Annotated in this window: 19 protein-coding genes; 15 read left to right on the top strand and 4 right to left on the bottom strand. The window is 46.4% G+C overall.

The genetic code is table 11. The features are described 5' to 3' along the window. Positions 1 to 215: 215 nt before the first annotated feature. The 8 genes from A8709_RS28940 (at position 216) to A8709_RS28905 (ending at position 12,606) form a co-directional block, all read left to right on the top strand. Positions 216 to 6,875 (top strand): glycoside hydrolase family 3 N-terminal domain-containing protein, encoded by a 6,660-nt coding sequence (locus A8709_RS28940; RefSeq protein ID WP_141692695.1) that lies wholly within the window; start codon positions 216 to 218, stop codon positions 6,873 to 6,875. 409 nt (positions 6,876 to 7,284) lie between these two features. Continuing rightward, the gene (locus A8709_RS28935; protein WP_065857811.1) at positions 7,285 to 8,055 is read left to right on the top strand and encodes an NUDIX hydrolase; all 771 of its coding nucleotides are present in this window, start codon (positions 7,285 to 7,287) and stop codon (positions 8,053 to 8,055) included. A gap of 83 nt (positions 8,056 to 8,138) precedes the next feature. Beyond that, positions 8,139 to 8,804, top strand: a complete 666-nt coding sequence (pnuC, locus tag A8709_RS28930; protein WP_084225582.1) for a nicotinamide riboside transporter PnuC — start codon at positions 8,139 to 8,141, stop codon at positions 8,802 to 8,804. Then, positions 8,780 to 9,823 carry an AAA family ATPase gene (locus A8709_RS28925; RefSeq protein ID WP_065857809.1) on the top strand — a complete coding sequence of 348 codons (1,044 nt, stop codon included), beginning with the start codon at positions 8,780 to 8,782 and terminating at the stop codon, positions 9,821 to 9,823. The genes pnuC and A8709_RS28925 overlap by 25 nt, the downstream gene beginning before the upstream one ends. A gap of 7 nt (positions 9,824 to 9,830) precedes the next feature. Continuing rightward, entirely contained in the window at positions 9,831 to 10,709 is an 879-nt protein-coding gene (locus tag A8709_RS28920; RefSeq protein WP_065858709.1) for an ADP-ribosylglycohydrolase family protein, read from the top strand. A 133-nt stretch (positions 10,710 to 10,842) separates the two neighbouring features. After that, a complete protein-coding gene (locus tag A8709_RS28915) occupies positions 10,843 to 11,490 on the top strand; it encodes a hypothetical protein (RefSeq protein WP_141692694.1) in 648 nt (215 codons plus the stop codon). A 10-nt stretch (positions 11,491 to 11,500) separates the two neighbouring features. Further along, positions 11,501 to 12,055 (top strand): RNA 2'-phosphotransferase, encoded by a 555-nt coding sequence (locus A8709_RS28910; RefSeq protein WP_065857805.1) that lies wholly within the window; start codon positions 11,501 to 11,503, stop codon positions 12,053 to 12,055. A gap of 14 nt (positions 12,056 to 12,069) precedes the next feature. After that, positions 12,070 to 12,606: an NADAR family protein gene (locus A8709_RS28905; protein WP_279615902.1), complete on the top strand. Its 537-nt coding sequence runs from the start codon at positions 12,070 to 12,072 to the stop codon at positions 12,604 to 12,606. 72 nt (positions 12,607 to 12,678) lie between these two features. Here the strand turns inward: A8709_RS28905 and A8709_RS35740 are convergent, their stop codons facing one another. The 4 genes from A8709_RS35740 to A8709_RS28885 all read right to left on the bottom strand — a co-directional run bounded on the left by A8709_RS35740 (position 12,679) and on the right by A8709_RS28885 (position 16,155). Continuing rightward, on the bottom strand, positions 12,679 to 13,053 hold the full coding sequence (locus A8709_RS35740) for a DUF2569 family protein (protein WP_425262362.1): 375 nt from the start codon (positions 13,051 to 13,053) through the stop codon (positions 12,679 to 12,681). A gap of 402 nt (positions 13,054 to 13,455) precedes the next feature. Continuing rightward, complete coding sequence (locus A8709_RS28895) at positions 13,456 to 14,028, bottom strand: O-acetyl-ADP-ribose deacetylase (protein ID WP_208607764.1); 573 nt, start codon at positions 14,026 to 14,028, stop codon at positions 13,456 to 13,458. Continuing rightward, the gene (locus tag A8709_RS28890; RefSeq protein ID WP_065857801.1) at positions 14,025 to 14,858 is read right to left on the bottom strand and encodes a WYL domain-containing protein; all 834 of its coding nucleotides are present in this window, start codon (positions 14,856 to 14,858) and stop codon (positions 14,025 to 14,027) included. The genes A8709_RS28895 and A8709_RS28890 overlap by 4 nt, the downstream gene beginning before the upstream one ends. Continuing rightward, entirely contained in the window at positions 14,845 to 16,155 is a 1,311-nt protein-coding gene (locus A8709_RS28885) for a helix-turn-helix transcriptional regulator (RefSeq protein WP_065857799.1), read from the bottom strand. Before A8709_RS28885 ends, A8709_RS28890 begins: the two co-directional genes overlap by 14 nt. Before the next feature lie 210 nt (positions 16,156 to 16,365). On the opposite strand from A8709_RS28885, the gene A8709_RS28880 reads away from it, so the two are divergent. From A8709_RS28880 to A8709_RS28850, 7 genes are all read left to right on the top strand, one after another. Continuing rightward, positions 16,366 to 17,148, top strand: coding sequence for a nucleotidyltransferase domain-containing protein (locus tag A8709_RS28880; protein WP_065857797.1), 783 nt, complete (start codon positions 16,366 to 16,368; stop codon positions 17,146 to 17,148). 313 nt (positions 17,149 to 17,461) lie between these two features. Next, positions 17,462 to 19,042, top strand: a complete 1,581-nt coding sequence (locus A8709_RS28875; protein ID WP_065857795.1) for an ABC transporter substrate-binding protein — start codon at positions 17,462 to 17,464, stop codon at positions 19,040 to 19,042. A gap of 88 nt (positions 19,043 to 19,130) precedes the next feature. Beyond that, positions 19,131 to 20,087, top strand: coding sequence for an ABC transporter permease (locus tag A8709_RS28870; RefSeq protein WP_084225580.1), 957 nt, complete (start codon positions 19,131 to 19,133; stop codon positions 20,085 to 20,087). A gap of 23 nt (positions 20,088 to 20,110) precedes the next feature. Continuing rightward, the gene (locus A8709_RS28865) at positions 20,111 to 20,992 is read left to right on the top strand and encodes a carbohydrate ABC transporter permease (RefSeq protein WP_065857793.1); all 882 of its coding nucleotides are present in this window, start codon (positions 20,111 to 20,113) and stop codon (positions 20,990 to 20,992) included. A gap of 24 nt (positions 20,993 to 21,016) precedes the next feature. Beyond that, positions 21,017 to 23,362 carry an alpha-L-rhamnosidase gene (locus A8709_RS28860; RefSeq protein WP_065857792.1) on the top strand — a complete coding sequence of 782 codons (2,346 nt, stop codon included), beginning with the start codon at positions 21,017 to 21,019 and terminating at the stop codon, positions 23,360 to 23,362. 6 nt (positions 23,363 to 23,368) lie between these two features. Further along, a complete protein-coding gene (locus A8709_RS28855; RefSeq protein WP_065857790.1) occupies positions 23,369 to 24,499 on the top strand; it encodes a glycoside hydrolase family 88 protein in 1,131 nt (376 codons plus the stop codon). Further along, positions 24,496 to 26,316, top strand: a complete 1,821-nt coding sequence (locus tag A8709_RS28850; RefSeq protein WP_065857788.1) for a heparinase II/III domain-containing protein — start codon at positions 24,496 to 24,498, stop codon at positions 26,314 to 26,316. Before A8709_RS28855 ends, A8709_RS28850 begins: the two co-directional genes overlap by 4 nt. Positions 26,317 to 26,366 lie beyond the last annotated feature (50 nt).

Genomic DNA, 26,366 nt, shown 5'->3' with positions numbered 1-26,366 from the left:
CGATTATTGCCATGTTATCGATGCCACATAGAGCTGTTTTCTCATGCCGATGTATCGATTTTACAGACAATCTCATCTGTGAGAAACAGGTGCGAGGATGAAATTTGTACAAGATGACCTAAAAAACAGCATCTAACAATCCCTGTCAAATTTCATTAGAATGAAATCGTTATCACTTCCGAAATGGAAGGAAAAGGCATAAGGAGGATAATCTCATGTGGAAACGATTTACATCACGTTCCGCTGTCACACTGATGATCGGCACCATGTTAGTGGGTCAAGCGAATATACAGTCGGTCCTGGCCGACACGACGCAAACAACGCCTGTTGCAACAAGCCTTGCTGCGTACTGGGATAGCTCGAAGCAAGTAGAAGCCCGCGTTGCAGATTTACTGTCGCGGATGTCGCTGGACGAAAAAATAGGCCAGATGGTGCAAGCCGAGCGGGCGAATGTGACGCCATTAGATGTACAGAATTATTATCTAGGCTCTGTACTAAGCGGAGGGGGTTCATTCCCGAATGGCAATCAAGCGGATGATACGCGGGACAAATGGGCTTCGCTTGTAGATTCCTACCAAACGGGTGCGCTTTCTACGCGGCTCGGTATTCCGATTTTGTACGGGGTTGACGCGATCCACGGAAACAGCAATTTATTGGGTGCGACGCTATTCCCGCACAACATTGGTCTAGGCGCAACGCGCGACGCCGCGCTAGTGGAGCAGATCGGGGCTGCCGCAGCGCAAGAGACCAAAGCGGCAGGAACGAACTGGGCGTTCGCGCCAACGCTGGCGGATCCGCAAAATATTTTATGGGGACGCACATACGAAGGATTTAGCGATAATCAACAGGTCGTTGCTGACATGGGTGCGGCTTTCATCAAAGGTTTTCAAGGGGAAACGATTGATGACCTGAAGAATACGAATCGTGTTGTAGGTACGGCGAAGCACTTCTTTGGTGAAGGTTTGACTGAAGGCGGCGTGAACCAAGGCAATGTCACAGGAATGACAGAGGCGGAGGTTATACAGCTGGATCTGCCTATTTATAAGGCAGCCATCGAAGCTGGCGCACGTACTGTAATGGCTTCATATAGCAGTATTCAAGGACTAAAGATGCATGCTAACCAGCGGTTATTGACGGACGCGTTAAAGGGAACAGGACAAGGCCAATTAGGCTTTACAGGGTTCGTAATTTCTGACTATAATGCCGTTCAACAGATTACGAAGGACTGGAATGGCGTTGCGGTAAGCGGCTTGAAGGATCAAATCAAAGTTGCCGTAAACGCTGGCGTCGATATGATGATGATGCCTACGGATTGGAAAGCAACCATTACGAATCTCAAAGCGCTAGTCGCAGACAACAGTATTTCGCAAGCACGCATTGATGATGCAGTAACTCGCATTCTGCGTGTCAAGTTCGAGTCAGGTGTATTTGAACACCCTATGACAGACAGCACGCTAGCATCCAAGTTTGGGTCTGCAGAGCACCGCGCCTTGGCTAGCAAGGCGGTAAGTGAGTCCCTTGTTTTGCTAAAAAACAGCAAAGTGAATGGCTCTCCCATCATGTCGCAGCTCTCCGGTATGGGTAAAATATTCGTAGCGGGCAAGAGCGCGGATGATATCGGTCTGCAATCCGGTGGCTGGTCCATTACTTGGCAGGGTGGAGCAGGGAAAATCACAACGGGCACAACCATTCTGCAAGGCATTAAGCAGAAAGTTGGCGGCTCGAAGGCCGTTACCTATAACAAACATGGTCGTGGCGCGGCTGGGAATGATGTGGCGATTGTCTTCGTTGGCGAAACGCCATACGCCGAAACAAATGGTGATGCTTTAAACAATCTGAAGCTGGATGCGGAAGATCAAGCCACACTAGATAATGTCAAAGCTTCTGGCGTACCGACAATTGTCGTTCTTGTTTCGGGGCGACCGCTCATGATCGGTGACCGTTTGAATGACTGGGCAGGGCTCGTAGAGGCTTGGCTGCCAGGAACGGAAGGCGAAGGCGTAGCAGATGTGCTTTTCGGCAATAAAGACTTCACAGGCACACTTCCTGTGCGTTGGCCGTTCTACACGGAGGCGTACACGAATCCAGTTGCTGGGCAATCCAATTTGGATCCGAAATACGTTTTGTTTAACTATGGATATGGCTTAACGAAGACGCAGGAAACGCCTGTACTTCCAGTAATGCCTGATAAACCAGGGTTACCTAATCCGTATATCAAGGTTGAAGCGGAGAATTATTCAGCGAAATCAAGCGGCCTGCAGTCCGAGAACACGTCGGATATTGGTGGAGGCAAGGATATCGGCTATACCGATACGGGAGCTTGGTTGGAGTATTACGTTGAAGTGCCGACTGCGGGAACGTATGATATCGATTTCCGCTATGCAGGTGGCTCAGCTACCATTACGAATTCGGGCTTGCAAATTCTAGATGCCAATGCGCATGTGTTAGGGCAGCTCACTGGAGTTGGTTATACGGGTGGCTGGCAAACGTGGAAAACGGCAACGGTACATGGCGTAGCGCTGACAGCGGGCATCCAGAAGATCAAGCTGCAATTTACAAGTGGAGGGATAAACTTCAACTGGTTCGGTTCCACGGGCTTCAAGCCTGCCGCTGCACCAGCGAACGGTGGCGCCCCTATTGCTCCGCAAACACCGGTAGCAGGCGGAGCAGGTGCTGTGCAAAGCTGGCTATCCAGTGAGCGCAGCAGCCAAAGTCAGTTGTGGTACTATGCACCGCAATGGCAGCCTGGCGATGAGGCTAAGCAATTGACACCGCAGGCGAATTTGGATTTGACGAGTGTGGGTACGGATGCTAACGCAACAACGATCAATATCAATCCGTCGAAGGAATACCAAACGATGACAGGTATGGGTTCTTCCATGGAAGAATCGACGATCTTTAATATGGCGAAAATGTCGGATGCGAAGCAGAATGAACTGCTGACTAAACTGGCGAGCACAACAGATGGCATCGGCATGAGTATGAGCCGTTTGACGATAGGTACAGCGGACTTTACTTCCCGTGAGTTCTACACGTACGACGACATGCCAGCAGGTCAGACAGATCCTAATTTAACGCATTTCTCGATTCAAAAGGATATTGATTATAACATCATTCCTGTACTGAAAAAAATGATCGCGATCAAACCAGATATGAAGTTCTTTGCTTCCCCATGGAGTCCTCCAGCTTGGATGAAGACGAACGACAGTTTGATCAGAGGTTCCGTAAAAGACGAGTATCTTCCGATTCTAGCGGATTATTATGTAAAATATTTGCAGGCTTACAAAGCGCAAGGCATTAACATCTCAGCGATGACGCTGCAAAATGAGCCGTTGTTCGAGGGTGCTTACCCAAGTACACGCATGCCATGGCAGCAAGAAGCAGCACTTGTGAAGCTGATGCATCAGAAGTTGGCAGAAGCCAATCTAGACGTGAAAATTTGGATCTTCGATCACAATTTTAGCGATGGCATGAGCTACCCTGCACCGATGCTATCAGACCCTGTTGTACGTGAAGATGTGGATGGAACTGCCTTCCACGATTATGGCGGCGACCCCTCCATGATGTCGCAAATTCATGATCTCTATCCGAATGAGAATATTTATTTAACGGAACGCGCCGTATGGGGAACAACCGGAGCGGACCGCATCGCACAGTATTTCCGTAATTGGGCGAAAAGCTACAATTCATGGGTCATTATGCTCGACAGTGATATCGCGACACATCAATGGCCAGGAACGCCTGATCCTACGATGGTCATCAAGGATTCCGGTGCTCGTGATCAATATTGGCTGACACCTGAATATTACATGCTAGGTAACTTCTCGAAGTTCGTAAGACCAGATTATATTCGTATCGACAGTGATTATGGTTCGAAGGATAATGTTACGAACGTCTCCTTTATGAGTCCAGATAAGCAAACGATTGTATCCGTAGTAATCAATCAAACGAATACAACGCAAACATTCAAACTCGTAAGCGATGGGACGCAAATCGCGGCACAAATTCCATCGAAGTCCGTCGTTACGTATAAGTGGAACCGTCTGCAGGTGTCTAATCAGGCGCCAGCAGCCATCACGGTGTTGCCATCCACACTACTTTATAATGTGAATCAACAGACGGTTGCTGTAACGGTGACGGGCCAAACGTATTTGACGAACGTCGCGCTTGGCAATGAGGCAGCGAGCCTCGGTGTGACATTGGGTGCGCTCACTTGGGTCAACCCGATGCAAGTGACAGCTCCTCTTGTGTGGGACAGCACGAAACCGTACTACACGGATACAACAGTTACGGTAACGGCATCAGCATACTCCGAAGGCAAGCCAAGTCAGACGCTGACTAGCAAATTATTGCTGCTTGGAACGGAGCATAAACCAACTGCAACAAGTATTGTACCAGGGCCGATTACGGCGAATGATTACAATAAATTAAACGGCGTAAACGTCACGAGCCCAGATACAGCGAATGCGAAGCTGACTGGCTTTGGGGCAAATGATTGGGCGGATTTCAAAATCAATGTACCGACTGCAGGTAAATATGCCGTGACCTTAAAAGTCGTTTCCCCAACTGGCGGCGGATTCCTGCTGCTGAATGGTAACGGCGAAACGCTAGGTTCGTATGTGATTCCATCGCTTTCTAACTCAACAAGCGTAGTTGGTGCACGTCTTGCTGTGAATCTGTCAGCAGGCGAACAGACCCTGCGTGTTCAAGGCAGCTTGGGCGCGTTCGATCTGAAAGAAATCGGCTTCGAATCGATTACTACACAAGTTGCAGGAAGCGACGGTGTGGTTCGTCAGGAAGCCGAGAGCTATGCAGCCGCAGGCCAGCAAGTGATCCAATACGGAACGACGGTTAACAATTTAGGCTACACAGTAGCGGGTTCTACGTTCGATTATCCAATTAATGTACCGCAGGCCGGCTATTACAAGGTTCGTATCAAATATGCTACGACGCAAAGCGGTGTTTCAGCATCCGTTGTGACTGGCGGCGTCACGAAAGGCACAGCATCGTTACCATCCACGGGAGATTGGGGCACTTACAAGGAAGCTTCAGTTGTGGTTCTACTCGATGCAGGTGTTCAAACCTTACGCATTGTGGACAATGGCAACGGCTTTAACTTCGACGCCTTCTCATTAGAGCCAGGCACGCCAGATGTGATTGTTCAAAAGGCAAGTGCCCCTGGGTTCATCGCAGTCACAACGGATTCCGGTGCGAAAATGCTTACCCTAACGACAGTGAATGACGGAGCAGCTATTCATTTTACAACGGATGGTTCGCTACCAACCAAAGACAGTGCAACGTACACAGCACCTATTAAAGTGACTTCTGATATGGTTGTGCGTGCGATTGCAACGAAAGATGGCATGACAGATAGCTTTGTAACGTTCTTTACGCTCACGCCAGGGATCTCCCTAAATCAGAGCAAGCTTACTTTAACAGCAGGTGAGAATGCGACGCTGACGGTTTACTTCTGGCCGGAAAGCATCCGTACAGATGATTTAACTTGGGTGTCTACGAATCCTAGCGTGGCAACCGTTGATGGAGCAGGGAAAGTTACAGCTGTCGCTGCGGGGCAAGCGCTCATTCAAGTGACGACAGGCAGCGGCTACGAAGCTGAGGCTAATCTCACCGTGAATGCAGCAACACAACCGGGCAATGGCGGTTCCAATCCAGATCAAGGAAACAATCCAGGTACGGGTACTGGTGCGGTAACACCACCTGCAACGGCTTCGGATACAATTACCGTAGAACCGAAAACAGATGCAAATGGACTGGCAGCAGCAATTTTGAAGACAGAGGATATCCAAGCTGCCATTGCTCAGATGAAGAACTCTACGCTTGTCATCGCTGTGAACACGACCAGTGATACGAAGCAAGTGAAAGTCGATATTCCGGCACAGTCGATTTTGGCAGATGGTAAGGTGAAATCGATTCAGTTGGAAACAAGCTTTGCAACAGTCACGTTGAATCCATCCTTGATCAGTAACCATGGCGGGACGAATACGTCGACCATTCAATTGTCTGTAGAAGCCGTAAACACAACCAGCTTGCCAGTTGACGTGCAGTCGCAGTTGAACGGCAATCCTGTGTACAATTTCAGCTTAACAGTGGATGGCCATGCCATTAGCAGCTTTACAGGAAATGAAGTCACAGTAGGCATTCCGTATAAGCTGCAACCAGGTGACAAGCCGAACAGCATTGTTATTTACTACATCGATGATACAGGTAAGCTGGAGGTTGTGAAGAACGGCAAGTACAATCCAGCAACTGGCAAAGTGGAGTTTAAAGCGAAGCATTTTAGCAAATATACAGCGGCTTATGTCAAAGGATCCTTCTCAGATACATCAGCAACAGCGTGGGCGGAGGATAGCATTAACGCGCTGGCTGCCAGAGGAGCAATTAATGGTTCGGGCCCTGGGGTATTCAACCCAACTGGCAATGTAACTCGAGCAGAGTTTATTAAAATGTTAATGAACACCTTTGATCTCACGGATGAAACAGCTGCAAGCGCTACGTTCACGGATGTGAAAAAAGGTGAGTGGTACACGAGCGCTGTCGCCAGCGCCCAAAAGCTAGGCATCGTCAATGGAAAAGAAGACGGTACTTTCGGTATTAATGACCGTATTACGCGTGAAGAAATGGCGGTTATGATCTACCGTGCTAGCACGCAATTGAAATTGACGTTAGCTAGCAATGGCAAACACGTGTCTTTCACGGATCAAGCTCAGATCGCTGCATTTGCAAGAGCGGCAGTTGAGTCCATCCAAACTGCCGGTATCATTGACGGCTTGTCCGATGGAAGCTTCGCGCCGCAAGGCAATGCGACACGTGCGCAAGCTGCGACGATCATTTTCAGACTGTTTGACCAAGCGTAAAGCATAGGGATGAGTCAAAAAGCATAAAGATGGGCACCTTCTTCCTTCTGGGGAATGAGGGTGCTTTTTTTATTCATTTCTGAATCCAACTCACAGAATAACTGGAAAACATACAGGTAAATTCGCGCGAATTCCCGATTTTGAAGAAATACCTGGAAAACCTACAGTTATTTCCTCATGTTTGCTCCAGAATCAGTAGAAACTCAAAAATTACCTACCTAAATTCCAGTTATTTGTCTAAATCCAGCTGAAATCAGAAAAATAACGGGAGGTTTTCCAGTTAGTGATGTTCGTGCAGCGTCGATCAGCAGTTTGGAAGCTAAAATGGGCGAGTAAATCACTTGACAATACATTTAAATATGTAATAATGAGAATATCAAAACGACAATAAAAATGAGCGGGTGGCACAATGGATATCAACGAAAATGAATCAACCTATACATCTCGTAAATATCGGACGCCAGACGGTGCTCCCAGTGATATTGTTATTTTCACCATCACCACGACGGAAAAGCATACAACCAAGAAGGCTCTGCCCATCCGAGAACTGCAAGTCCTCTTAGTTCAAAGGAAACAATGGCCATATGATGGACAGTGGGCGTTGCCTGGTGGATTTTGCCGAGAGACGGAAAGCATGTATGACTGTGCATTGAGGGAGCTGCAAGAGGAGACTGGCGTTGCGGATATTCATATGACCTATCTCAACGTATACAGCACTCCAGGTCGTGACCCGAGAGGGTGGATCATATCACATGCTTTTACCGCGCTGGTTCACGAGAGGCTGCTGGTTGAAAGACGTGCCGACACGGATGCATCGGATGTTCGCTTGTTTACGATTGAGGAGGCTCTAGCGTTAGAGTTGGCCTTTGATCATCGAGAGATTTTGAACGATGCGTTGCAGCGCGTGCGTGAACAGATGCTCACGACGACGATTGCGAAGGAATTTTTGCCAGAGGAATTCACGATCAGCGAGTTGTATCAAGTGATACAGACGGTGGTGCCGAGTTTCGAGGAGAAGAATTTTATACGCAAAATTACTTCCACCCAGAGTCGTCAAGGGATTATTGAAGAAGTCCTAGACCGGAATGGGGAGCCCAAGCTCTCGAACCGTTACTCGCAACGGGCTGCGCAGTTATACCGTTTTACCGAGCTGACGCCTCAGCTGTCGATTTACAGCTAGGCGCTTCTCTTTTAACTATTGATAATGTCATATTGAATATATGAATGGTTGAGTAAGTGCATTTGGCAGAAGGAGGAGTAGGTATGAAAAAGTTAGGCTCATTGCTAGTTTTACTTGTGTGTATGGTTGCGATTGCTATCTACACGTCATCCACGGTGATTGAAATGGTTGCGACGACGACAGGTTTATTGTGCGTATGGCTGACTGCAAAGGAAAACATGTGGTCTTGGCCGGTAGGATTGGTCAATGTCGGCTGTTTCTTCGTGATGTTTGGGGAAGCCAAACTGTATGCGGATATGATGCTGCAGGTAATCTTCTTCATCCTGAGCGTGTACGGGTGGATCATCTGGTTGACCAAAAGAGGAGGCGCTCAGGTTCGTCCCACTCGCCAAATCACATCCCGGCAGACGGTTGTGTTAAGCATCATTTTCATAGCGGTAACACTCCTTTGGGGATTTGTTCTAAAAACATATACAGATGCATCTATTCCTTATGCAGACGCGTTAATTGCCACGCTAAGCATCATTGCTCAGTATTTGCTTTCGTCCAAAGTGATGGAGAATTGGCTCATTTGGATTGCTGTTGATGTCATGTCGATCGCCATGTATGCCTACAAAGATCTGTATGCGGTAGCGTTCTTATACCTTATTTTCTTATTTATCGCCATCGCTGGATATATCGGATGGAAGCGGGAGTTACGTATCGTAGAACGGAGGGAACTCATATGTCCGAACACAAAACAGGCCTGACACTTGGGAAATTTGCGCCGCTGCATGCGGGTCATCAATTCATGATAGAGACAGCGATTCAGGAGATGGACGAAGTCATCGTGGTTATCTACGATTGTCCTGAAACAACGGATATTCCGTTGACTGTTCGGTCGAACTGGATTCGGACGCTTTATCCGCAAGTGCAGGTGATTGAAGCGTGGGACGGTCCCGTGGAAATCGGGGATACGCCTGAAATTAAGCACGTGCATGAACAATATATGTTGCAGAAGTTACAGGGACGGGAGGTCACGCATTTCTATTCCAGCGAGTTTTATGGGGAGCATATGAGTGCGGCATTGGGAGCCGTGAATCGGCAGGTCGATCCTGATCGACACACATTTCCAGTGTCGGGTACGCAAGTGAGGCAGCAGCCTTTTGAGAATAGGAGGTTCCTGAGTCCTGTTGTGTATAGGTATATGATTACGAAAGTCGTGTTTCTTGGTGCCCCGTCGACGGGGAAATCAACCCTATGCGCCCAGATGGCGAAGCGTGAAAACACAGTTTGGATGGCCGAATATGGCCGGGAATATTGGGAGAAGCACCAAGTGGACCGAAGGTTGTCATTGGAACAGCTCGAGGAGATTGCTGAGGGGCATTTGGAAAGAGAAGAGCTGCTTGTTCAGGAAGCGCGCGATGTTCTCTTTGTAGATACGAATGCGATTACGACGTATATGTTCTCACTTTATTATCATGGCGCGGCGACGCCCCGATTGACTCAAATGGCGGTGGATGCCGCGTCACGGTATGATCTTGTTTTGGTATGCGATACGGATATTCCTTATGCGGACACGTGGGATCGCTCAGGCGAGGTGCAGAGATTGGTGTTCCAGAAACAAATTATTGCAGATCTAAAAGTGAGGCAAATCCCTTATTTCATGGTAAACGGGGATCTTGAAGCGCGAGCTGAGAGGGTAAGTCAGATTTTGAAACAGGTTCATAAATATCGTAGCTTGAGTGAATGTTTCATGACACCTCTGACAAATAGTAGGAAGGAGTAAGCGGATGATGGATAACAACTTGTTGGGGAGAATCAGAGGCGGGCTGTATGGCGTTGCGATCGGGGATGCCTTAGGCGGAACGACCGAATTTATGAGTGTCCCTGAAATCAAGGCGAGATACGGGTATTTGATTGAAATTGTTGGCGGCGGCGTCTGGCGACTAGAACCTGGAGAAGTGACAGATGACACAATGATGACGTTGTGCGTAGCGGAGGGGATATTGGACAATCCAAAGGAACCAGTCGATGCCATCGGCGTTCACTTTATGAATTGGTATCAATCCAGACCCAAAGATATTGGCAATACGATCAGGCATACTTTTGAAAATTATGAGGGGAATTGGTTCGAGGCTGCTTACCTAACGGATCTGGATTGGGGTCAGAGTGGTGGTAATGGCTCATTGATGCGCTGCCTGCCAGTGGCGTTGGCGTACAGGGAAATGGAGGAGATCGCGCGTATCTCCCATATGCAATCAAAGATGACTCATTATGATGAACGATGTAGTGAAGCTTGTATACTCTACAATCGCATCGCGTTTCGATTACTTCAGGGGGAAGACATGAAAGAGGTGATCCAGCAGGAGCTGGTAGGAACAGAGTACGAAAGTATACTTTCGTCCGAGCCAAATTGCGAACCCAGTGGATTCGTGGTGCATACGTTTCGGTGGGTGCTTTACATTTTGCTGGAAGCTTCCGATTTTAGTGAAGTTGTCCAAAGAGCAGCCAATTTAGGTGGAGATTCCGACACAATTGGTGCTATTGCCGGTGGTTTGGCCGGCATTTATTATGGCTATGAGCAGATTCCTGCGAGGTATGCAGATGTGATTTTGGTCAGGGAGAGGTTGGAGGAGATTGCGGTGAGGTTGTTGGCGGTGAGGATGGGGTGAGCTAAATGAGGAAAAGTTTATTTTACTAAATCTGTCCTTATTCGTTTAATTCCAATATATGGTACGATTATAAATGAGGTTAAGTTGAATAGGAATTTGGTGGCTTATGAAGTTTTCAAAATATGAAATACAAATGAAAGGTAAAGCAATTACGGTATTAGAGCCGATTAACGTACCGTACCACCTATGGTTCGCTGAGCCGGTCATTGAATCGCGCAGCGTGCTTGCGAATGCGGAAGGCTTTGCTTTTATGAGAGACTTGATGCTGATTGCTGCCCAATATAAAGAGAACAACGTCATGTACTATGTGCCCAGACCACGGTTAAATGAAGATACGCCAGCTATGGCAAGAGAAGAAATTAAGAGTTGGTACATGATTGGTGAATTCGATCTAGACTTAGTTATGTTTAATTTTCATTACTTGCATATACGTTCTAAGGATATAAAAAAAGCGATAAAGGCTAGTCGATACCTTACTAAAACGATAGTTGGGATTGAGCCGGTGTATGCAGATTTACACGTGTATAAAGAACGATTTGAGCATTGGCAGCTTAAGAATCTGCTTCACACGAAGAGTTATTCAAAAACATTAATTATAAACGCAGATCGTGATGTTCTCTTATATTTATCTTATCAAGCAGATGGATTCACCCACCTAACGAATGATGTAAAACATAACTTTGATGCGCATTCTCATGCTGATGATATAGGTACATCGGTAGAGAATGGTTTGAATTTTTTCTATTATTTCACAGATCATGCATGGAAAATAAATGGATAAGGAGGACACAATGTTATTGAGTAAGCAAGAAGAAAGCTTGAGTAAATTCATGAGTAAGATGCTGAGACACACTCCTGAGCAATTCGGCTTAGTGCTGGATCATGAGGGATTCTGTCATATACAGGAGCTATTATCTGCAATTCGTTCAGAAGTCAGATGGTCAAATATTCAGGTTGAAGATATTACACAGGTAGTTAGAAACTGTTCTAAACAAAGGTACGAAATCGTAAATGATTACATTCGTGCAAATTATGGTCACAGTGTAGACCGATTGACGTATCAAGAATCGAAGCCACCGAGCATACTTTATCACGGGACGAATACGAAAGTGGTTGATACTATACTTTCTGCTGGGATTAAGCCAATGGGCAGGAAATATGTCCATCTATCTGAGTCACTAGAATTTGCGACTCTAGCAGGGAAAAGACGAGGAGAGTTGGTTATTCTCGAAGTAGATGGTGAAGCTGCTTTTGCGAATGGTGTGAAGTTTTATGTTGCTAATCATGGCGTTTGGCTTGCGGACTTAGTGCCAGCACGATATTTATCGAAGAGCACTATGGAATGAAAGGAGGGCCTGAAGTGGAACCAATATCAGAAGAGTTAAAAAAGATTTGGGAAAAAGAGATAAGAGAACATAAATCAAGGCTACTTCAAATGAAATCAGAAAATAAAGTAATCAACTTCTACGAAACGGATAAGCCATATGGCTGTTTTTCAAACTTTGCGAAGTATCCGATTGAAATACAGGGGAAGATTTGGCCTACCTCAGAGCATTATTTCCAAGCTCAAAAGTTTGAAGGAACAGAACATGAAGAACAGATTAGATTAGCTAGGACTCCGATGGAAGCAGCAAGGATGGGGCGAGAACGTTTCAGACCTTTAAGAAGTGATTGGGAAGAAATCAAGCTCGCGATCATGAAGGAAGCAGTTAAGGCCAAAATTCAACAACATGAAACGGTCAGAGACATCCTTCTTTCAACCGGTAATTGCGTATTGGTGGAACATACAAAGAACGATGAATTTTGGGGAGACAATGGAGACGGTACTGGGCAAAATATGCTAGGGAAAATTTTAATGGAGATTAGGGCTGAGTATGGAAGCCAAACGAGAGTATGACTTGTTTTTCAATCATTTGAGTGAATTGGAGCGGGACTAGGGATGGTCCCATATTCCAATTCACCTGTAAGTTCAAAATATAAAAGTTTGTTTTACTCTCTTGGAAACACCATAATACAATACCCAGATTATTTTTGAGGTTAATCCAACAGTTAGCCATAAATAAGTGATATTTTGTAGAGGAGTAACTTGTGCCACATAGTAACTGATTAGCAAAAAAATCAAATAAACGACTTCGAAAATAATGATCATTTTAGGGACAAATCTGAATCGTTTTAATATACAAATAACGGAAATAATTAGGCAAAGCAATTGTATTGAACTTTGAGTAATAGCGTAGGTCAAATAATGTGGATAGCCACTCCAATAATGCGTGTAGTAGGCAACATCTAACTTAGTATACATATAAAAGCCTTGTAAGATTTGAACAGATGCAATCGTACACATGATGATATATATAAAATTCCAAATACCAAGCGAAGTTGGTTCAGTTTTATTGGACACGTTGGTATCACTTTCAAACGCCATAAGTTCGTTATTACATTCAGAGCAGTACGCCTGTTCAAATTCTAACTTGGATCCACACCAAGGGCATTCCGTATAATTAATTTGCAAAATTGTTACAACACCTTCCTACTACTTAATCAACAATGCGTTATCTCACAAATTTGTACTAAAAAATGTTTAATGGCGAACAACATGAGTAAAAATCCAGTTGCAACAATAAAAATAATTCCCAGAATGGCAATCCATGTATGTTTTTTTGATGTAGCAATTTTACCTCTATCTTCCCGATTCCAATCATCTAATTTATTGATTTTAGATCACCTTTCTCTGTCTTAATAATATTTAATTTATTTCGGTATCATACTTGGACAGCATACTTAGATAGATATTGTAATTGTCATTGTCAAAACAAACAAAGTAAACATGATTGATTGTTTGTTCTTCTAGGATGCGCGAATCCAAATGCGAAATAACGGTCTCAATTGCTATTTCGGCTGCAAGTTGCTTAGGGAAACGATAAATACCCGTGCTAATATTCGGAAAAGCAAGGCTAGTAGCGTTATACTCTCTGGCAAGTAATAATGAATTTATGTAACAAGCTCTGAGCTTGTCGGTTACGTGATTGTTTCCTTCATTCCAAACTGGACCTACGGTATGGATAACATAAGATGCAGGCAAATTACCTGCAGTTGTAATAACGGCCTCACCGACTTTACAGCCCCCCTGTCGTTCTCTAATCTTTACGCACTCCGCCAACAAATCTTTGCCCCCGGCTTTATGTATAGCTCCATCAACACCGCCACCACCAAGCAGACTTGTATTGGCGGCATTAACAATGATGTCAACTTCGACTTGTGTAATATCCTCTTTTATAACGGTAAGAGTTGTTTGATGGACTATGATGGAATTATTCAAATGGACCCCTCCAATTTCTCCTCGCCAACCACACTCACCCCATACCGCCCCAAAGCCTTCGTGGCTGACTCCAGCATACGTCTTTTCATATAATCTCCTTCAATGACTCGAACCCGCTTCCCAAGAAAACGGATCTTGCTCAGCAAATACTCCATTTCATCGCCAAGTAAACATACTTTGACTCGATAAATATCATTTTCCTCATCGTAGGCAACATCTTTCTCGAAGCTGGAGAGGGCGTATAGGATACGTGACAACTCTCTGTTGTACGTAGGGACGACTTCAAGAACGGCTTCGCCTTTGCGGGAGTCCAGTGTCTTTTTTATTTTCAAAAGGATGCTGTCCACATCTAACGTTTGCAGCGGTTCTGCAGAAACAAATGCGATTTTATCCAATCGTGTACTCATAAAAGTGTGATTCCGCAGCTGATACCACAGCAAATACCATTCTCTTTTGATCATGGAATATTCCAATTTGTACGGCAGCCCCGAGCGGTCCGACTGAATGCGCCCACCTTTAATCTCATAAGTTAAACGAATCGCGCTTTTGTCAGTAATGAGCCTTCTTAAAGAACGTAACAGAGGATGGTATACCTGTTTCTCTCTGCTGCGGGCTTTTTCAATCAGATGGTCCGAAATATCCATCATCGCATCCTGCTCGAGAATTGAACGAAGAGTATCGAGCGTATCTACTGTAAAAGCCTCATCCGCCGCGGGGTGTGTCAGCATCGTTTTGAGCCAGGCCCTTTCGTGCGAGGTGACCATAAACGTACCTGAATCCTCTAGCCGGGAAATAATCTGGTAGTTAAAAATCTTTTCAAACAGATTCATAGTAGGCTTGAATCTCCTTCCATTCGGCGATCATTTCCCTGCGGAACTGGATCGGCTCGAGAATTTCGCAAGAGGAACCGAAGCTGCGCACCCACGGCTTAATTTCAGTCGTCCCGTTAACGGTGATCTCATAGATAAACGAGTGCTCGTCCTCCTGCACGATTTGTCCCCATTGGCCTTGTAGTCGTACGCGCTCCTTGATGAAATTAGGCTCAGATCCCTCTGGATTGTAAAATCGCACACGCACCGTCACGGGTTGCCCCGTATCGATCAGCCAGCTATATCGTATTTTCTCAAGCAGTTCATTCGTCCTGTTCTCAAACACATCCTCGGCAACGAGTTCATCTTCTTCGATCTGAGTAATGCCCTCCAAACGGTATTTTCGTATCCCCTCTCTACCATTGGAAAGCAGATACCATCGCCCATACTGGTGATCGTAGACCACTTTCAGGGGAAGTGTGGTTTCAACTTTTCCGTTCGTATCTCGCTCGAATAAGGGGTTGGTGTTCTTGGATCCATAGCTTTTCTCAGACTTCGGTGAAAAATATAAAAACCGAATTTTACGATGACTGCGAATGGCACTGAGGATCGTAAACAGATGCGCTTCATCTAAAATCCGAGAGTAATAGTGGTATTTATATAAAAAAGGTTCAATGGCATGTTTCTGGGCCTGCTGGCGAAGCAGATGTTTTTTCAAACCATCTCGCAGCAAATAACCTTGCACAGATGGCACTTGCGTGTTGGCCATGACGTCCACAAAATCATAGAGGTCATACAGCTCCTCATCTGACAGCTCATGGATCAGATCGTTCTGAATCCGATATCGATAGGGGCGTGCGCTGGGCTGTCTTTTCACAACACCGACTTCCTCCAAATACTTGAGATCGGAACGAATCGTTTTCTCGTCTGGGAGGGAAAGCTCGGAAGATTGACTAGCACAGATGAAGTCCAGCAGCTCCATGGCTGTCAGTGCATTTTCATTCATTGCGGCTAAAAGCAAGGAAATTCTCTGCGATTCCGATTCTTTCAGAGATTTGGCACGAAACAGGAACAACAGCATCGGATCGGTCGACTCGTAATAGCTGAAGCGAATGGTCTCAGCGAATTCTTTACGTTCCTCCTGCGGCAAGTGCTGGTAGGTGGAGCTTACGATCTCTTTTAACCTTCGAATTGTCTTGTCAAAAGTATGTATGGAGATGCCCAGCCGCTCTGAAAATTGCTGTCTATTGTAGGCGCCACTCGTCAGTACGAGCATGCGTAGAAACTGTATCTCTTTATCAAAGCTTTCCTTAGCCACGGGAATCCTCCGTTTCATCTACATCTATATCCATTGTAACAGGGGATGGAATTGGGCGAAATGGAAAACTTTCTCTGTCGTCGTAATACTTTCGCCATGTTCGTTACGTTAGAAATGAGCGAGAATAGGTATATAAGGTCGACAGGTAGCCGCTATAGAATTGGAAGAAGATGTAGATTAACAGACAAATAGTAAAGGAGGAAGAACCACATGTCCGATGTTCACCACCAAATTCTAGAAGAATTGAAACGGATCGAAAAGGAAGAAGATGTTCGTATCTTATATGCTTGTGAATCGGGCAGTCGTGCGTGGGGATTCCCATCCAAAGATAGCGATTACGACGTAAGATTTATCTACATTAGGCCAGTAGAGTGGTACTTATCCATTTATGAGAAACGCGATGTCATCGAACGGCCGATCAGCGACATGCTGGATATCAATGGCTGGGATTTGAAAAAAGCTTTACATTTATTTCGCAAATCGAACCCGCCGTTGCTAGAGTGGCTGCAATCTCCCATATCGTATATGGAGCACTTTTCGGTGGCTGAGCAAATCCGGCACATCTCTCCACTAACTTTTTCACCAAAGTCTTGTATGCACCACTACCTGCACATGGCGAAAGGGAACTATCGGGAATATTTGCAGGGTGATCATGTCAAAATCAAAAAGTATTTCTATGTGCTGCGCCCGATCTTGGCCTGCGCATGGATTGAGCGTAGTAACACAATGCCGCCTATAGAATTTCAAGCACTCGTTGATCGTTTAGTGCCAGAGGGTAGTCAGCTGAAAGCAGCTATTCAAGATTTGCTAGTCCGTAAAATAGCGGGCGATGAGATGGATTATGAGCCACGAATTAATCCGATTAATGAGTTTTTAGAGGAGAGAATCGCCTATTACGATCAAATGGCTTCACGTATGGAGACGGGTGATGGTGCTCAGGACCGGGAGCTTGATGATTTATTTCGTAAGGCATTGAAAGAAGTATGGGGATAGGGTGATTCATGAATATATAAACAGCGGTTCAAGAGATCATTCTTGCATCGCTGTTTTTGTTTTACGTCACACCCTACATCTTCCCACATGACTAGGAATATCCCATTTTAGACAGAACAGTATAATATCAAGATAAGAGAACAAAACAAAATCTAGACACTTCCCTTCTTCCAGAAGTGATACAAATAAGTGAGCAAAGTCAATTATTTGGAGCGGAAAGTGATAAGCTTAAGCCTTACAATTAATTCAAGGGATAGCGAAGAGTAAGCGACAACGCCAATCTCAAATATGTACATAAGTGAGGGGCAACGGAATGGTCAAAAATAGAAAGTGGCTTAGCGTGATGGTCGTCTTCTGCATGACGTTTCTAATGATTTTGAGTGCCTGTAGTAGTGCATCGAAGGACGACACGAAGGCACAGACCAGCAGCAGTCCAGCTGCTTCAACGGTGACTCCGGTGGCAACAGAGGCTCAGAAGCCAGTTACCCTGAAGTGGGTCTTGTATGCGGTGAATAAGACGGAGGAGTTCGACAAGGTATTCGCCGAATTCAACAAGCAATTACAGAAGTATTTACCGAATACGACGGTTGAGTTTAACGTTATTTTGAATACGGAATACCAGCAAAAATGGAATTTAATCGCCGCTTCCGGTGAACAGGTCGACCTAGCTTGGACGGGCTTCTATATTCCTTATGGGGATGAAGTTGCGAAAGGCTCGTACCTGCAGCTCGATGACCTCCTTAAGAAATACGGTCAAGACTACTTGAAAGAGATACCTTCCTGGGTACTTGATCTGGCGAAGGTCGACGGGAAAATTTACTCCATTCCTTCCTATAAAGACATGGTGGACTTAAAACTAGGTATGCGTACGCCGAAGGATTTGGCAGACAAATATTTAGATCGCACGCAATTCGAGAATACCTTAACCTCGAGACCTGGCAAAGCATTGAGAACGGAAGACTACAAGCTGATCGAAGACTATATGGCAAAATTGAAAGAGAATAATGTGCTGAATAAAGGTATCAGCGACGCTGTGTTCTCCGCGGAGAATAAAGGTATTCAGCTGACGCCTAACTTCACAATTCCTTTTGACGACAAGACGTACACTGTTCAGTTAACGCCTGAGATTCCAGCGATGAAGCAATACTATGGGGTTATGGCAGATTGGTTCAAGAAAGGCTACATCCGTAAAGACGTGGCAAGTAACGCGAACCGCAGGCAGGATGAGTCCAAAAAAGACGGCTATTCCCTCTGGTTCCACACGAACTGGATTGGTCAAGAGCAAGCAGAGACAGTGAAAGCTGGCTTCCCTGTTGATGTTGTGAACATGGACAAAAATTTCACAATTAGCGTACTCGACAGCAGCTCAAGCACAGCGATTGCAAGAACGTCCAAAAATCCAGAACGTGCAATGCAGCTCATCGATCTTATGAATACGAAAAAAGGCAAAGATTTATACAACCTCCTTGTCTATGGGATTGAAGGCCAGCATTACAAGAAAGTTGGCGACAACCGCATCGAGGTTATTAATGGACCAGACAATAAACCGAAATATGGACTTGGGAAATTCGTTGTAGGTAACCAATTTAACGCATGGGAAACAACAGCGGATTCACCTGGCATCAATGACTGGGTAGAGAAAGAAGCAAATGGCAAAGCGATTATTCATCCTATTGTAGGCTTTAAACCGAATATTTCGAACATTAAGAACGAGTTGGCACAAATTGCTGCGATTTCCAAAGAATATACGGTGTTGGAACTTGGCGCTATGGAGAATTGGGAGCAGTTGTACAACGATATGATCACGAAGATGCGGACAGCAGGCTCGGAGAAGGTCAAAGCGGAGCTTCAAAAACAAGTGGATGCGTACTTGAAAGGCAAGGGCGCCAAATAAGAAACTGTCTTGATGCAGACAAATGGCTGGGATTTTCCTTCCCAGCCATTTGTTTATCAACGGCAGAAAGGGATAGGGAGGGAATGCGATGCTCGCATACAATAGGCGGAAAGAACTGGCTGTGCGTGTTCCTCGAAGACGCAGCAAAGCGTTTCTAAAGGATAACTGGATACTGCTGAGTCTAGCGCTTCCGGCGATCGTCTATTTTTTGATTTTTCAATATTGGCCTATGTTCGGACTCGTTATCGCTTTTAAGGATTATTCGTATGTCAAAGGCATTCTGGGAAGCGATTGGGTTGGGTTTAAAAACTTTGAGTTTTTCTTTAAATCGCAAGATTTTTGGCGGTTGACACGAAATACACTCGGCTATGGAATCGGCTTTATCGTTGTAGGCAACATCTTTTATATGGGGGCAGCGCTGCTTCTCTATGAAATACGCAGTAAGCTTGCACTCAAATATTATCAAACGACGATGATGTTTCCTTATTTCTTGTCTTGGGTGCTAATTAGTTATATTACGTACACGCTGTTTCAACCGGAAAAAGGTGTTGTGACGCAAATCGCAGATTTTCTAAGCGGTCACTCAATTGATTTGTATGCTCATCCTGCTTATTGGCCTTTTATTCTAACATTCACGAACATTTGGCGTTATATCGGGTTCTACAGTTTGATTTATTATGCAGCCCTGATCAGCATTGATCCTGAAATTTATGAAGCGGCCAAAATTGATGGTGCAAGCCGTTGGCAGCAATCCTGGCATATTTCGATGCCATCCTTAATGCCTGTGTTGTCCATTCTCGTTTTACTCGCCATCGGCGATATATTCAGAGGGGAATTTGGGCTGTTCTATCAAATCCCACGTGATGTCGGCACGCTATATAGAACGACAGATGTCATTGACACCTACGTATTTCGTGGGCTGCGTTCCGGTGATTTCAGTATAGGCACTGCGGTTGGCCTCATACAATCAGTTGTCGGATTGTTTTTCTTCCTCTTCGTCAATAAAGCAATAAAGAAAATAAATGCGGATCACTCTTTATTTTGACCCGGGAAAGATGAGGTTCAGTTATGGTTCGAAGCAAAGACCCCCTGCTTGTTCACCTTGTTCTCCTATTGATCTCGTTGGCTTTCGTCTTGCCCATTGTTCTGGTCATTTCGGTCTCGTTCTCCAATGAAGGTCTGGTTCAGAGTCATGGCTATAAATTATTTCCCGAGCAATGGGATCTGACGGCTTACAAAATTGTTTTTGCCAATATGCATCAAGTATTTCGTGCCTACGCAGTTACGCTTACCCAATCGGTTGTCGGTACCTTGTTAAGTGTGTTGATCATGTCGATGTGCGGTTACGCGATTTCTCGGCCAAATTTCACGCTCCGCAAGCCGGTCACCTTCCTGATTGTGTTTACTACCATTTTTGGCGGCGGCTTGATTCCTTCCTACATTATCAACACACAGTACCTGCATTTGGGCGATACGATCTGGGTATATATTTTACTAAATCTGTGTTTTCCACTGTACATTGTCATCTTTCGAACTTTCTTTCAGGAACTTCCTGGTGCGTTGATCGAGTCAGCTAAGGTAGATGGTGCTAACGAATTTCATATCTATTGGCGCATTATTATCCCGCTATCCACGCCGGTTTTTGCCACGATGGCACTTATTAATGTGCTGGTCAAATGGAACGATTGGCAAACAGCCTTGTACTATATCCGCAATGAAAATTTATATGTCCTGCAATATTTCCTGCAACGCGTATTAGCTCAAGCTGAGTTTATTAGGCAAATGGCGCATGATTTCCCAAGCGAATTCGATGCGAGTGCCATGACCGTGCCGACGGAAACGATGCGTTTTGCCTTGGCAGTTGTTGCTGCAGGGCCGTTGCTTGCCGTGTTCCCGTTCTTCCAGAAGTATTTTGTCCGAGGACTCACGATTGGAAGCTTGAAAGGTTAATTTATCGCGAAAGCAGGGAGTGGCATGTCAGCTGCCTATGAATGGAAAGCCAAGTGGATCGGAGCAGGTAGGTTAGAGAGCTCACTTCCGTTACTTAGACGGGAATTTACGGTTGATCAGCCTGTTACAAGTGCTGCAGCTTACGTCTGTGGGTTAGGGCATTTTGAGATGCGTATGAACGGAAGCCCTGTAACTGACTACGTGCTGGAGCCGGGCTGGACGGACTACAACAAGACGTGTTTATACAAAGTTTACGATATCACTTCCTATTTAAGAGAAGGTAGCAATGCGGTTGGCGTGATGCTAGGTAACGGATTCTATCGGGTCCTGGGCGGTAGGTATGCAAAGTATGTAGGAAGCTTTGGCGATCCCAAGCTAATCCTGCAAATAGAGCTTACCTATGCCAATGGTTCGACGCAGACGATCTGTAGTGATGAGCATTGGAACACAGCGGATGGGCCGATCCTATTCTCTTGTATCTATGGCGGGGAAGATTATGATGCCACACAAGAGCTATCGGGTTGGGATTGCCCAGGGTTCTCGACGGATGACTGGCCACACGCAATTCTTGTCGAGGCACCAGCAGGTCAATTAGTCGAACAATCATTTCCCTCCAATAAAATCATGGAGCGATTACCTGCTGTCAGCATCGTAGTCCACAAGACTGGCGTTATCGTTTGCGATTTTGGCCAGAATGTTTCCGGTTGGGTAAACATACAGCTGCAAGGCCCGCGTGGATCTACAGTCAAATTGATACCTGGCGAGCTGCTGCATTCAGATGGTACTGTTTCGCAGCAATGGACGGGTTCACCGACATCTTATTCTTATACGATGAAAGGGGACGGGGTTGAGCAGTGGCATCCTCGCTTTACGTATACAGGATTTCGGTATATGCAAGTGGAGGGGGCTTGCCATGTACATACCGACACAATCCCTGATTGGGCAAATATGCCGCAGCTGCTGGATATACAAGCGGAGATGATTTATCCCGATGTGAACGTTACCGGTGCCTTTGAGTGCTCCAATCCCCTCCTCAATGGGATTCACGCTATTGTTAATCGAGCTATTCTCAGCAATATGAAAAGTGTCATGACCGATTGTCCGCACCGAGAGAAGCTAGGTTGGCTGGAAGAAGTCCATTTGATGGGACCTTCGATTATGTACAACTATGACGTTAGCGCTTTATATAGCAAAATCGTAGCCGATATGGGCCATGCGCAATTGGAAAATGGGCTAGTGCCCGACATTGCCCCCGAATTCGTCGTATTCGAGAACGGTTTTCGAGATTCGCCAGAATGGGGGAGCGCCTATATTCTGGCCGCTTGGTATACCTACAAGTGGTACCGAGACGAAGAGCTGTTGGAGCGGCACTACGAAGGGATGAAACGCTACGTCAGCTATTTGCGTGATCGTGCGGCGAACGGCTTGTTCAACGAAGGACTCGGTGATTGGTGCGATGTTGGGCCGAAATCGCGAGATGGTTTCCCGCAGAATACGCCGATCAGCCTGACTGCGACGGCCATCTATTATTATGATGTCACCACCATGCAGGCTATCGCTACTGTGCTGGGATATCAGGCGGATGCAGATGCTTTCCAAGAGCTTGCAGCTGTCATCCACGCAGATTTTCAGCGCGAATTCTATGATGAGAAGACGGGAACCTATGCGACCGGGAGCCAAACTTCGCTCGCCATGCCGCTTGCCGTTGGTTTGGTTCCAGTGCATCTGCAGGAACAAACCCTTAGCCAGCTCCTACAGGACATCCGCTCACGCGGCAATAGTATGACCGGGGGTGATGTTGGCTTCCGTTTTCTATTAATGGCGCTGACGCGTTATCATCAGTCTGATGTTGTGATGGATATGCTGACGAGGACGGAGCACCCCAGTTATGGGTATCAGATTGAACACGGCGCGACGACATTGACGGAGCTTTGGAACGGCCCGACCGAGGGGCTGTCGCAGAATCATTTTATGCTAGGGCATGCGGAAGAGTGGTTATATGCGGGGTTAGCAGGCATTCGTATCGCGTACGACTCGCATGACACAGAATTGCTTGCATACAGAGTTCAACCGGTACAGGGTGTGGATTGGGTGAAAGCACATCACGATCTTCCAGAGGGGCGTGCGGCTATGCAATGGAGGAATACGGAGTCGTATTTGCACGTCGATGTGACCGTACCTCCCCAACTAACAGCGACGCTCGCTCTACCTGCCGCAACCCGAGCAGATATCGAAGAAGCGGGTCAAACGGAAGAGTATTGGACTAATATCACATTTCAACATCAGGATGAAACCGGTTATCACGTATACAAAGTCGGATCGGGTTCGTATGCATTTATCATCAAGCTCCCGATGCAAGGAGAGGTGTAAGCCTATATGACGACAATATGGAAACAAGCCATTGAAGATGCGATTGATAAAACGAGGCGCAATATTCCCGCGTACGGCGGATTGTTCCCGGAAGTAACGGACGGCGGACCTCATTTTAAATTGATTCCTAACAACTGTTGGATCAATGGATTTTGGTCCGGGATTCTATGGCATTGCTACGAATATAGCGGCGATGAGACGTTTCGTACCGAAGCGATACGTACAGTAGCGTCTTTTCGTGAGCGGTTAGATCAAAATATCAAGCTCGATCATCACGATATTGGTTTCTTGTATTCGTTATCCGCGAAAGCGCAATGGATGATCGAAAAGGATGAGCAAGCCCGCAGGCTAGCACTCGAAGCGGCTGATGTGCTGTTGAAACGATGGCGGCCGGCCACGGAACTTATTCAAGCTTGGGGACTCGAAAACGATCCGATCAATGGCGGGCGTATCATTATCGATTGTATGTTGAATTTGCCGCTGTTGTACTGGGCATATGAGCAGACAGGCAATCGTAAGTATTACGATATTGCCGTCACGCATGCGGATAAGAGCAGACGGTTCCTTGTACGCGGTGACGGCTCCTCCTACCATACCTTTTTCTTCAATCAGGAGACCGGTGACGCGATTGGCGGTGGCACACACCAAGGCTACCGGGATGGTTCTACGTGGACGAGGGGCCAGGCTTGGGGGATTTACGGATTTGCGCTTTCGTACACGTATACGCAAAATAAAGCCTATCTCGAGACAGCGAAGCAACTCGCGGTTCATTTCATCGAACGGCTGCCAGAAGACGCCGTTGCTTACTGGGATTTTGATGTACCCGTAGAGCCAGGCACCAAACGGGACAGCTCCGCATCGGCGATTGCTGCGTGCGGCATCCTTGAAATTCTCGAGCATCTGCCACCGGATGACCCTCAGCGTGCGATGCTGCAGGATGGCCTGATTCGCTCCATGCAGTCGCTGGTGGAGAATTATCGCCCAACGAACGATGAGGTGCAGGGTTTCCTCGAGCATGGATCTTATGGCGTGCTAGGCAATTCATCACCGGATGATTGCATGATTTGGGGCGATTATTTTTACCTGGAAGCACTGATCTGGTTGGAACAGGGACGTAAGGGGTACTGGTACGAATGATGACTCAGGAAGAGCTCTATACAGCCTTGATTTATGGGGCAGAAGAAGGTGGAGAACGCTTGTTGTTGCCAGAAGCTCGTAACCGTGACAAATGGCGGGAGATGCCAAGCTCTCCCTTCTATAAATCGATGCTGGATGAGGTGGTGGAAGCGGAAAAGCAATTTCCTCCTTATACACCTGCGATATCCTTTTCCCTGTATCGGCTATATGATGATACAGGCACGCGTTTAGCATACGAGAAAGCGTACTTTCATAGAAGGCAGAAGCTGTCCGCCTATGCCATACTATCCCTTGCTTATGGCGAGGAACGGCATATCAGGGCGCTCGAAGATATCATCTGGGCGATCTGTGATGAGTTTACTTGGAGCTTGCCCGCTCATTTGGATGGGAAATCCCTTGTTGGCAAAAATGTAGGGAGTCACCGCTATATGGTGGAGCTTTTTGCAGCGGAAACGGCGTTTTACCTCGCTGAAATAGCGAGTTTACTGAAGGATAAGCTGGCCGAGGCAGTTGTCCATCGGATCGCTCATGAGGTGGAGGACCGAGTATTCTCCGCCTACGCGAAGCGCGCCTTTTACTGGGAAACAGAAGGCTCGAACTGGACGGCTGTCTGCTCGGGCGCCATTGGGATGGCGGCTATGTATCTAATCAAAGATGAGGCTAAGTTAGCCGCCATACTGGAGCGGACGACAGCAGGAATGGCTTGCTTCATCGGGGGCTATCTGGATGATGGAGCCTGCTGCGAGGGCGTCATGTATTGGAATTACGGCTTCGGTTATTTCGTTATGTATGCGGAGCTGCTCAAAGAAAGATCAGGCGGCCGAATGGACCTGATGCAAGTGGAGAAAATCCGCCGGATCGCGCTTTTCCAGCAGAAGAGCTATTTAAGTCGCGATCAGGTCGTCAATTTTGCCGATTGCATCCCGGGCTACCGATACAGTATTGGCTTGACGCACCGACTTCATCGTACGTATGCGGAGGTAGAAGTTCCTTCTCCGCACTATGCAATGCGCTTCCAAGATGATCATTGTTACAGGTGGGGGCAAATCGTGCGCTCCTTCGTCTGGAGTGATCCCGAAATCGGCGAAACGCTGCGCGAAGAAGCCTTTCATTATTTCCCAGAGACGCAGGTCGTGGTCAGCCGATCAGGCAGCGGCGAGCACAAAGCTGGTTTTGCGGCCAAAGGGGGCCATAATGGCGAGTTTCATAATCATAATGATCTTGGGCATTTTGTGTTTCAAGTGAATGGCGAAACGCTGCTTGCGGATCTGGGCGCAGGGGAATATACGAAGGAATACGGTGTAACATCTCGGTATCAATTCATTGGGACAACGTCGCGTGGACACTCGGTTCCCATCGTGAACGGTACCTTTCAATCGGCGGGGCCAAGGTTTTCAGCGCAAGTGGTAGAAGCGGTGTCTACACCTGAGCAGGACGTGTTCGAGCTTGAGCTAGCGAACGCTTACGACATTCCGGAGCTGACTAGTATGCGACGTCGGTTTCTTTTTAAGAAGAAGGGTCCTATCTCACTGGGAATCACCGACTCCTTTACTTCCCTCCAAACAATCAATTGTTTCGTTGAACGATTCGTTACCTTTCAAGAGCCGACTGAGGTGGAGCCAGGCCGAGTTCGGATTCAGGGCTCTCACGCCCATGCGGATCTAACCTACGATGCTGGTCAACTATCAGCCGAATGTTCACAAGATATATTCAGCAATCATCTTGGAGAACACAAGACGGTTTACCTCATTGATCTGACACTGCTGCAAAAGGGTAAGGCAGGGAAAGTTAATATTTGGATAGAAACCCAAGGGTGAGGAGACTTATTTCCGTAGTAGGTGTACGAAGTTAATTTTCGAAACTAAAA

It is taken from the genome of Paenibacillus pectinilyticus, from assembly GCF_001700435.1.
Classification (GTDB): Bacteria; Bacillota; Bacilli; order Paenibacillales; family NBRC-103111; genus Paenibacillus_E; species Paenibacillus_E pectinilyticus.
The sequence above is the reverse complement of the archived record's forward strand: the minus strand, read 5'-3'. Positions and strand labels throughout refer to the sequence as shown.

What these genes read in the sequence shown, in the direction of transcription:
- A8709_RS28940 (WP_141692695.1), top strand. Translation starts at nt 216, where the DNA reads ATGTGGAAACGATTTACATCACGTTCCGCTGTCACACTGATGATCGGC.
- A8709_RS28935 (WP_065857811.1), top strand. Translation starts at nt 7,285, where the DNA reads ATGGATATCAACGAAAATGAATCAACCTATACATCTCGTAAATATCGG.
- pnuC (WP_084225582.1), top strand. Translation starts at nt 8,139, where the DNA reads ATGAAAAAGTTAGGCTCATTGCTAGTTTTACTTGTGTGTATGGTTGCG.
- A8709_RS28925 (WP_065857809.1), top strand. Translation starts at nt 8,780, where the DNA reads ATGTCCGAACACAAAACAGGCCTGACACTTGGGAAATTTGCGCCGCTG.
- A8709_RS28920 (WP_065858709.1), top strand. Translation starts at nt 9,831, where the DNA reads ATGGATAACAACTTGTTGGGGAGAATCAGAGGCGGGCTGTATGGCGTT.
- A8709_RS28915 (WP_141692694.1), top strand. Translation starts at nt 10,843, where the DNA reads ATGAAAGGTAAAGCAATTACGGTATTAGAGCCGATTAACGTACCGTAC.
- A8709_RS28910 (WP_065857805.1), top strand. Translation starts at nt 11,501, where the DNA reads ATGTTATTGAGTAAGCAAGAAGAAAGCTTGAGTAAATTCATGAGTAAG.
- A8709_RS35740 (WP_425262362.1), bottom strand. Translation starts at nt 13,053, where the DNA reads ATGTGTACGATTGCATCTGTTCAAATCTTACAAGGCTTTTATATGTAT.
- A8709_RS28890 (WP_065857801.1), bottom strand. Translation starts at nt 14,858, where the DNA reads ATGAATCTGTTTGAAAAGATTTTTAACTACCAGATTATTTCCCGGCTA.
- A8709_RS28880 (WP_065857797.1), top strand. Translation starts at nt 16,366, where the DNA reads ATGTCCGATGTTCACCACCAAATTCTAGAAGAATTGAAACGGATCGAA.
- A8709_RS28875 (WP_065857795.1), top strand. Translation starts at nt 17,462, where the DNA reads ATGGTCAAAAATAGAAAGTGGCTTAGCGTGATGGTCGTCTTCTGCATG.
- A8709_RS28870 (WP_084225580.1), top strand. Translation starts at nt 19,131, where the DNA reads ATGCTCGCATACAATAGGCGGAAAGAACTGGCTGTGCGTGTTCCTCGA.
- A8709_RS28865 (WP_065857793.1), top strand. Translation starts at nt 20,111, where the DNA reads ATGGTTCGAAGCAAAGACCCCCTGCTTGTTCACCTTGTTCTCCTATTG.
- A8709_RS28860 (WP_065857792.1), top strand. Translation starts at nt 21,017, where the DNA reads ATGTCAGCTGCCTATGAATGGAAAGCCAAGTGGATCGGAGCAGGTAGG.
- A8709_RS28855 (WP_065857790.1), top strand. Translation starts at nt 23,369, where the DNA reads ATGACGACAATATGGAAACAAGCCATTGAAGATGCGATTGATAAAACG.
- A8709_RS28850 (WP_065857788.1), top strand. Translation starts at nt 24,496, where the DNA reads ATGATGACTCAGGAAGAGCTCTATACAGCCTTGATTTATGGGGCAGAA.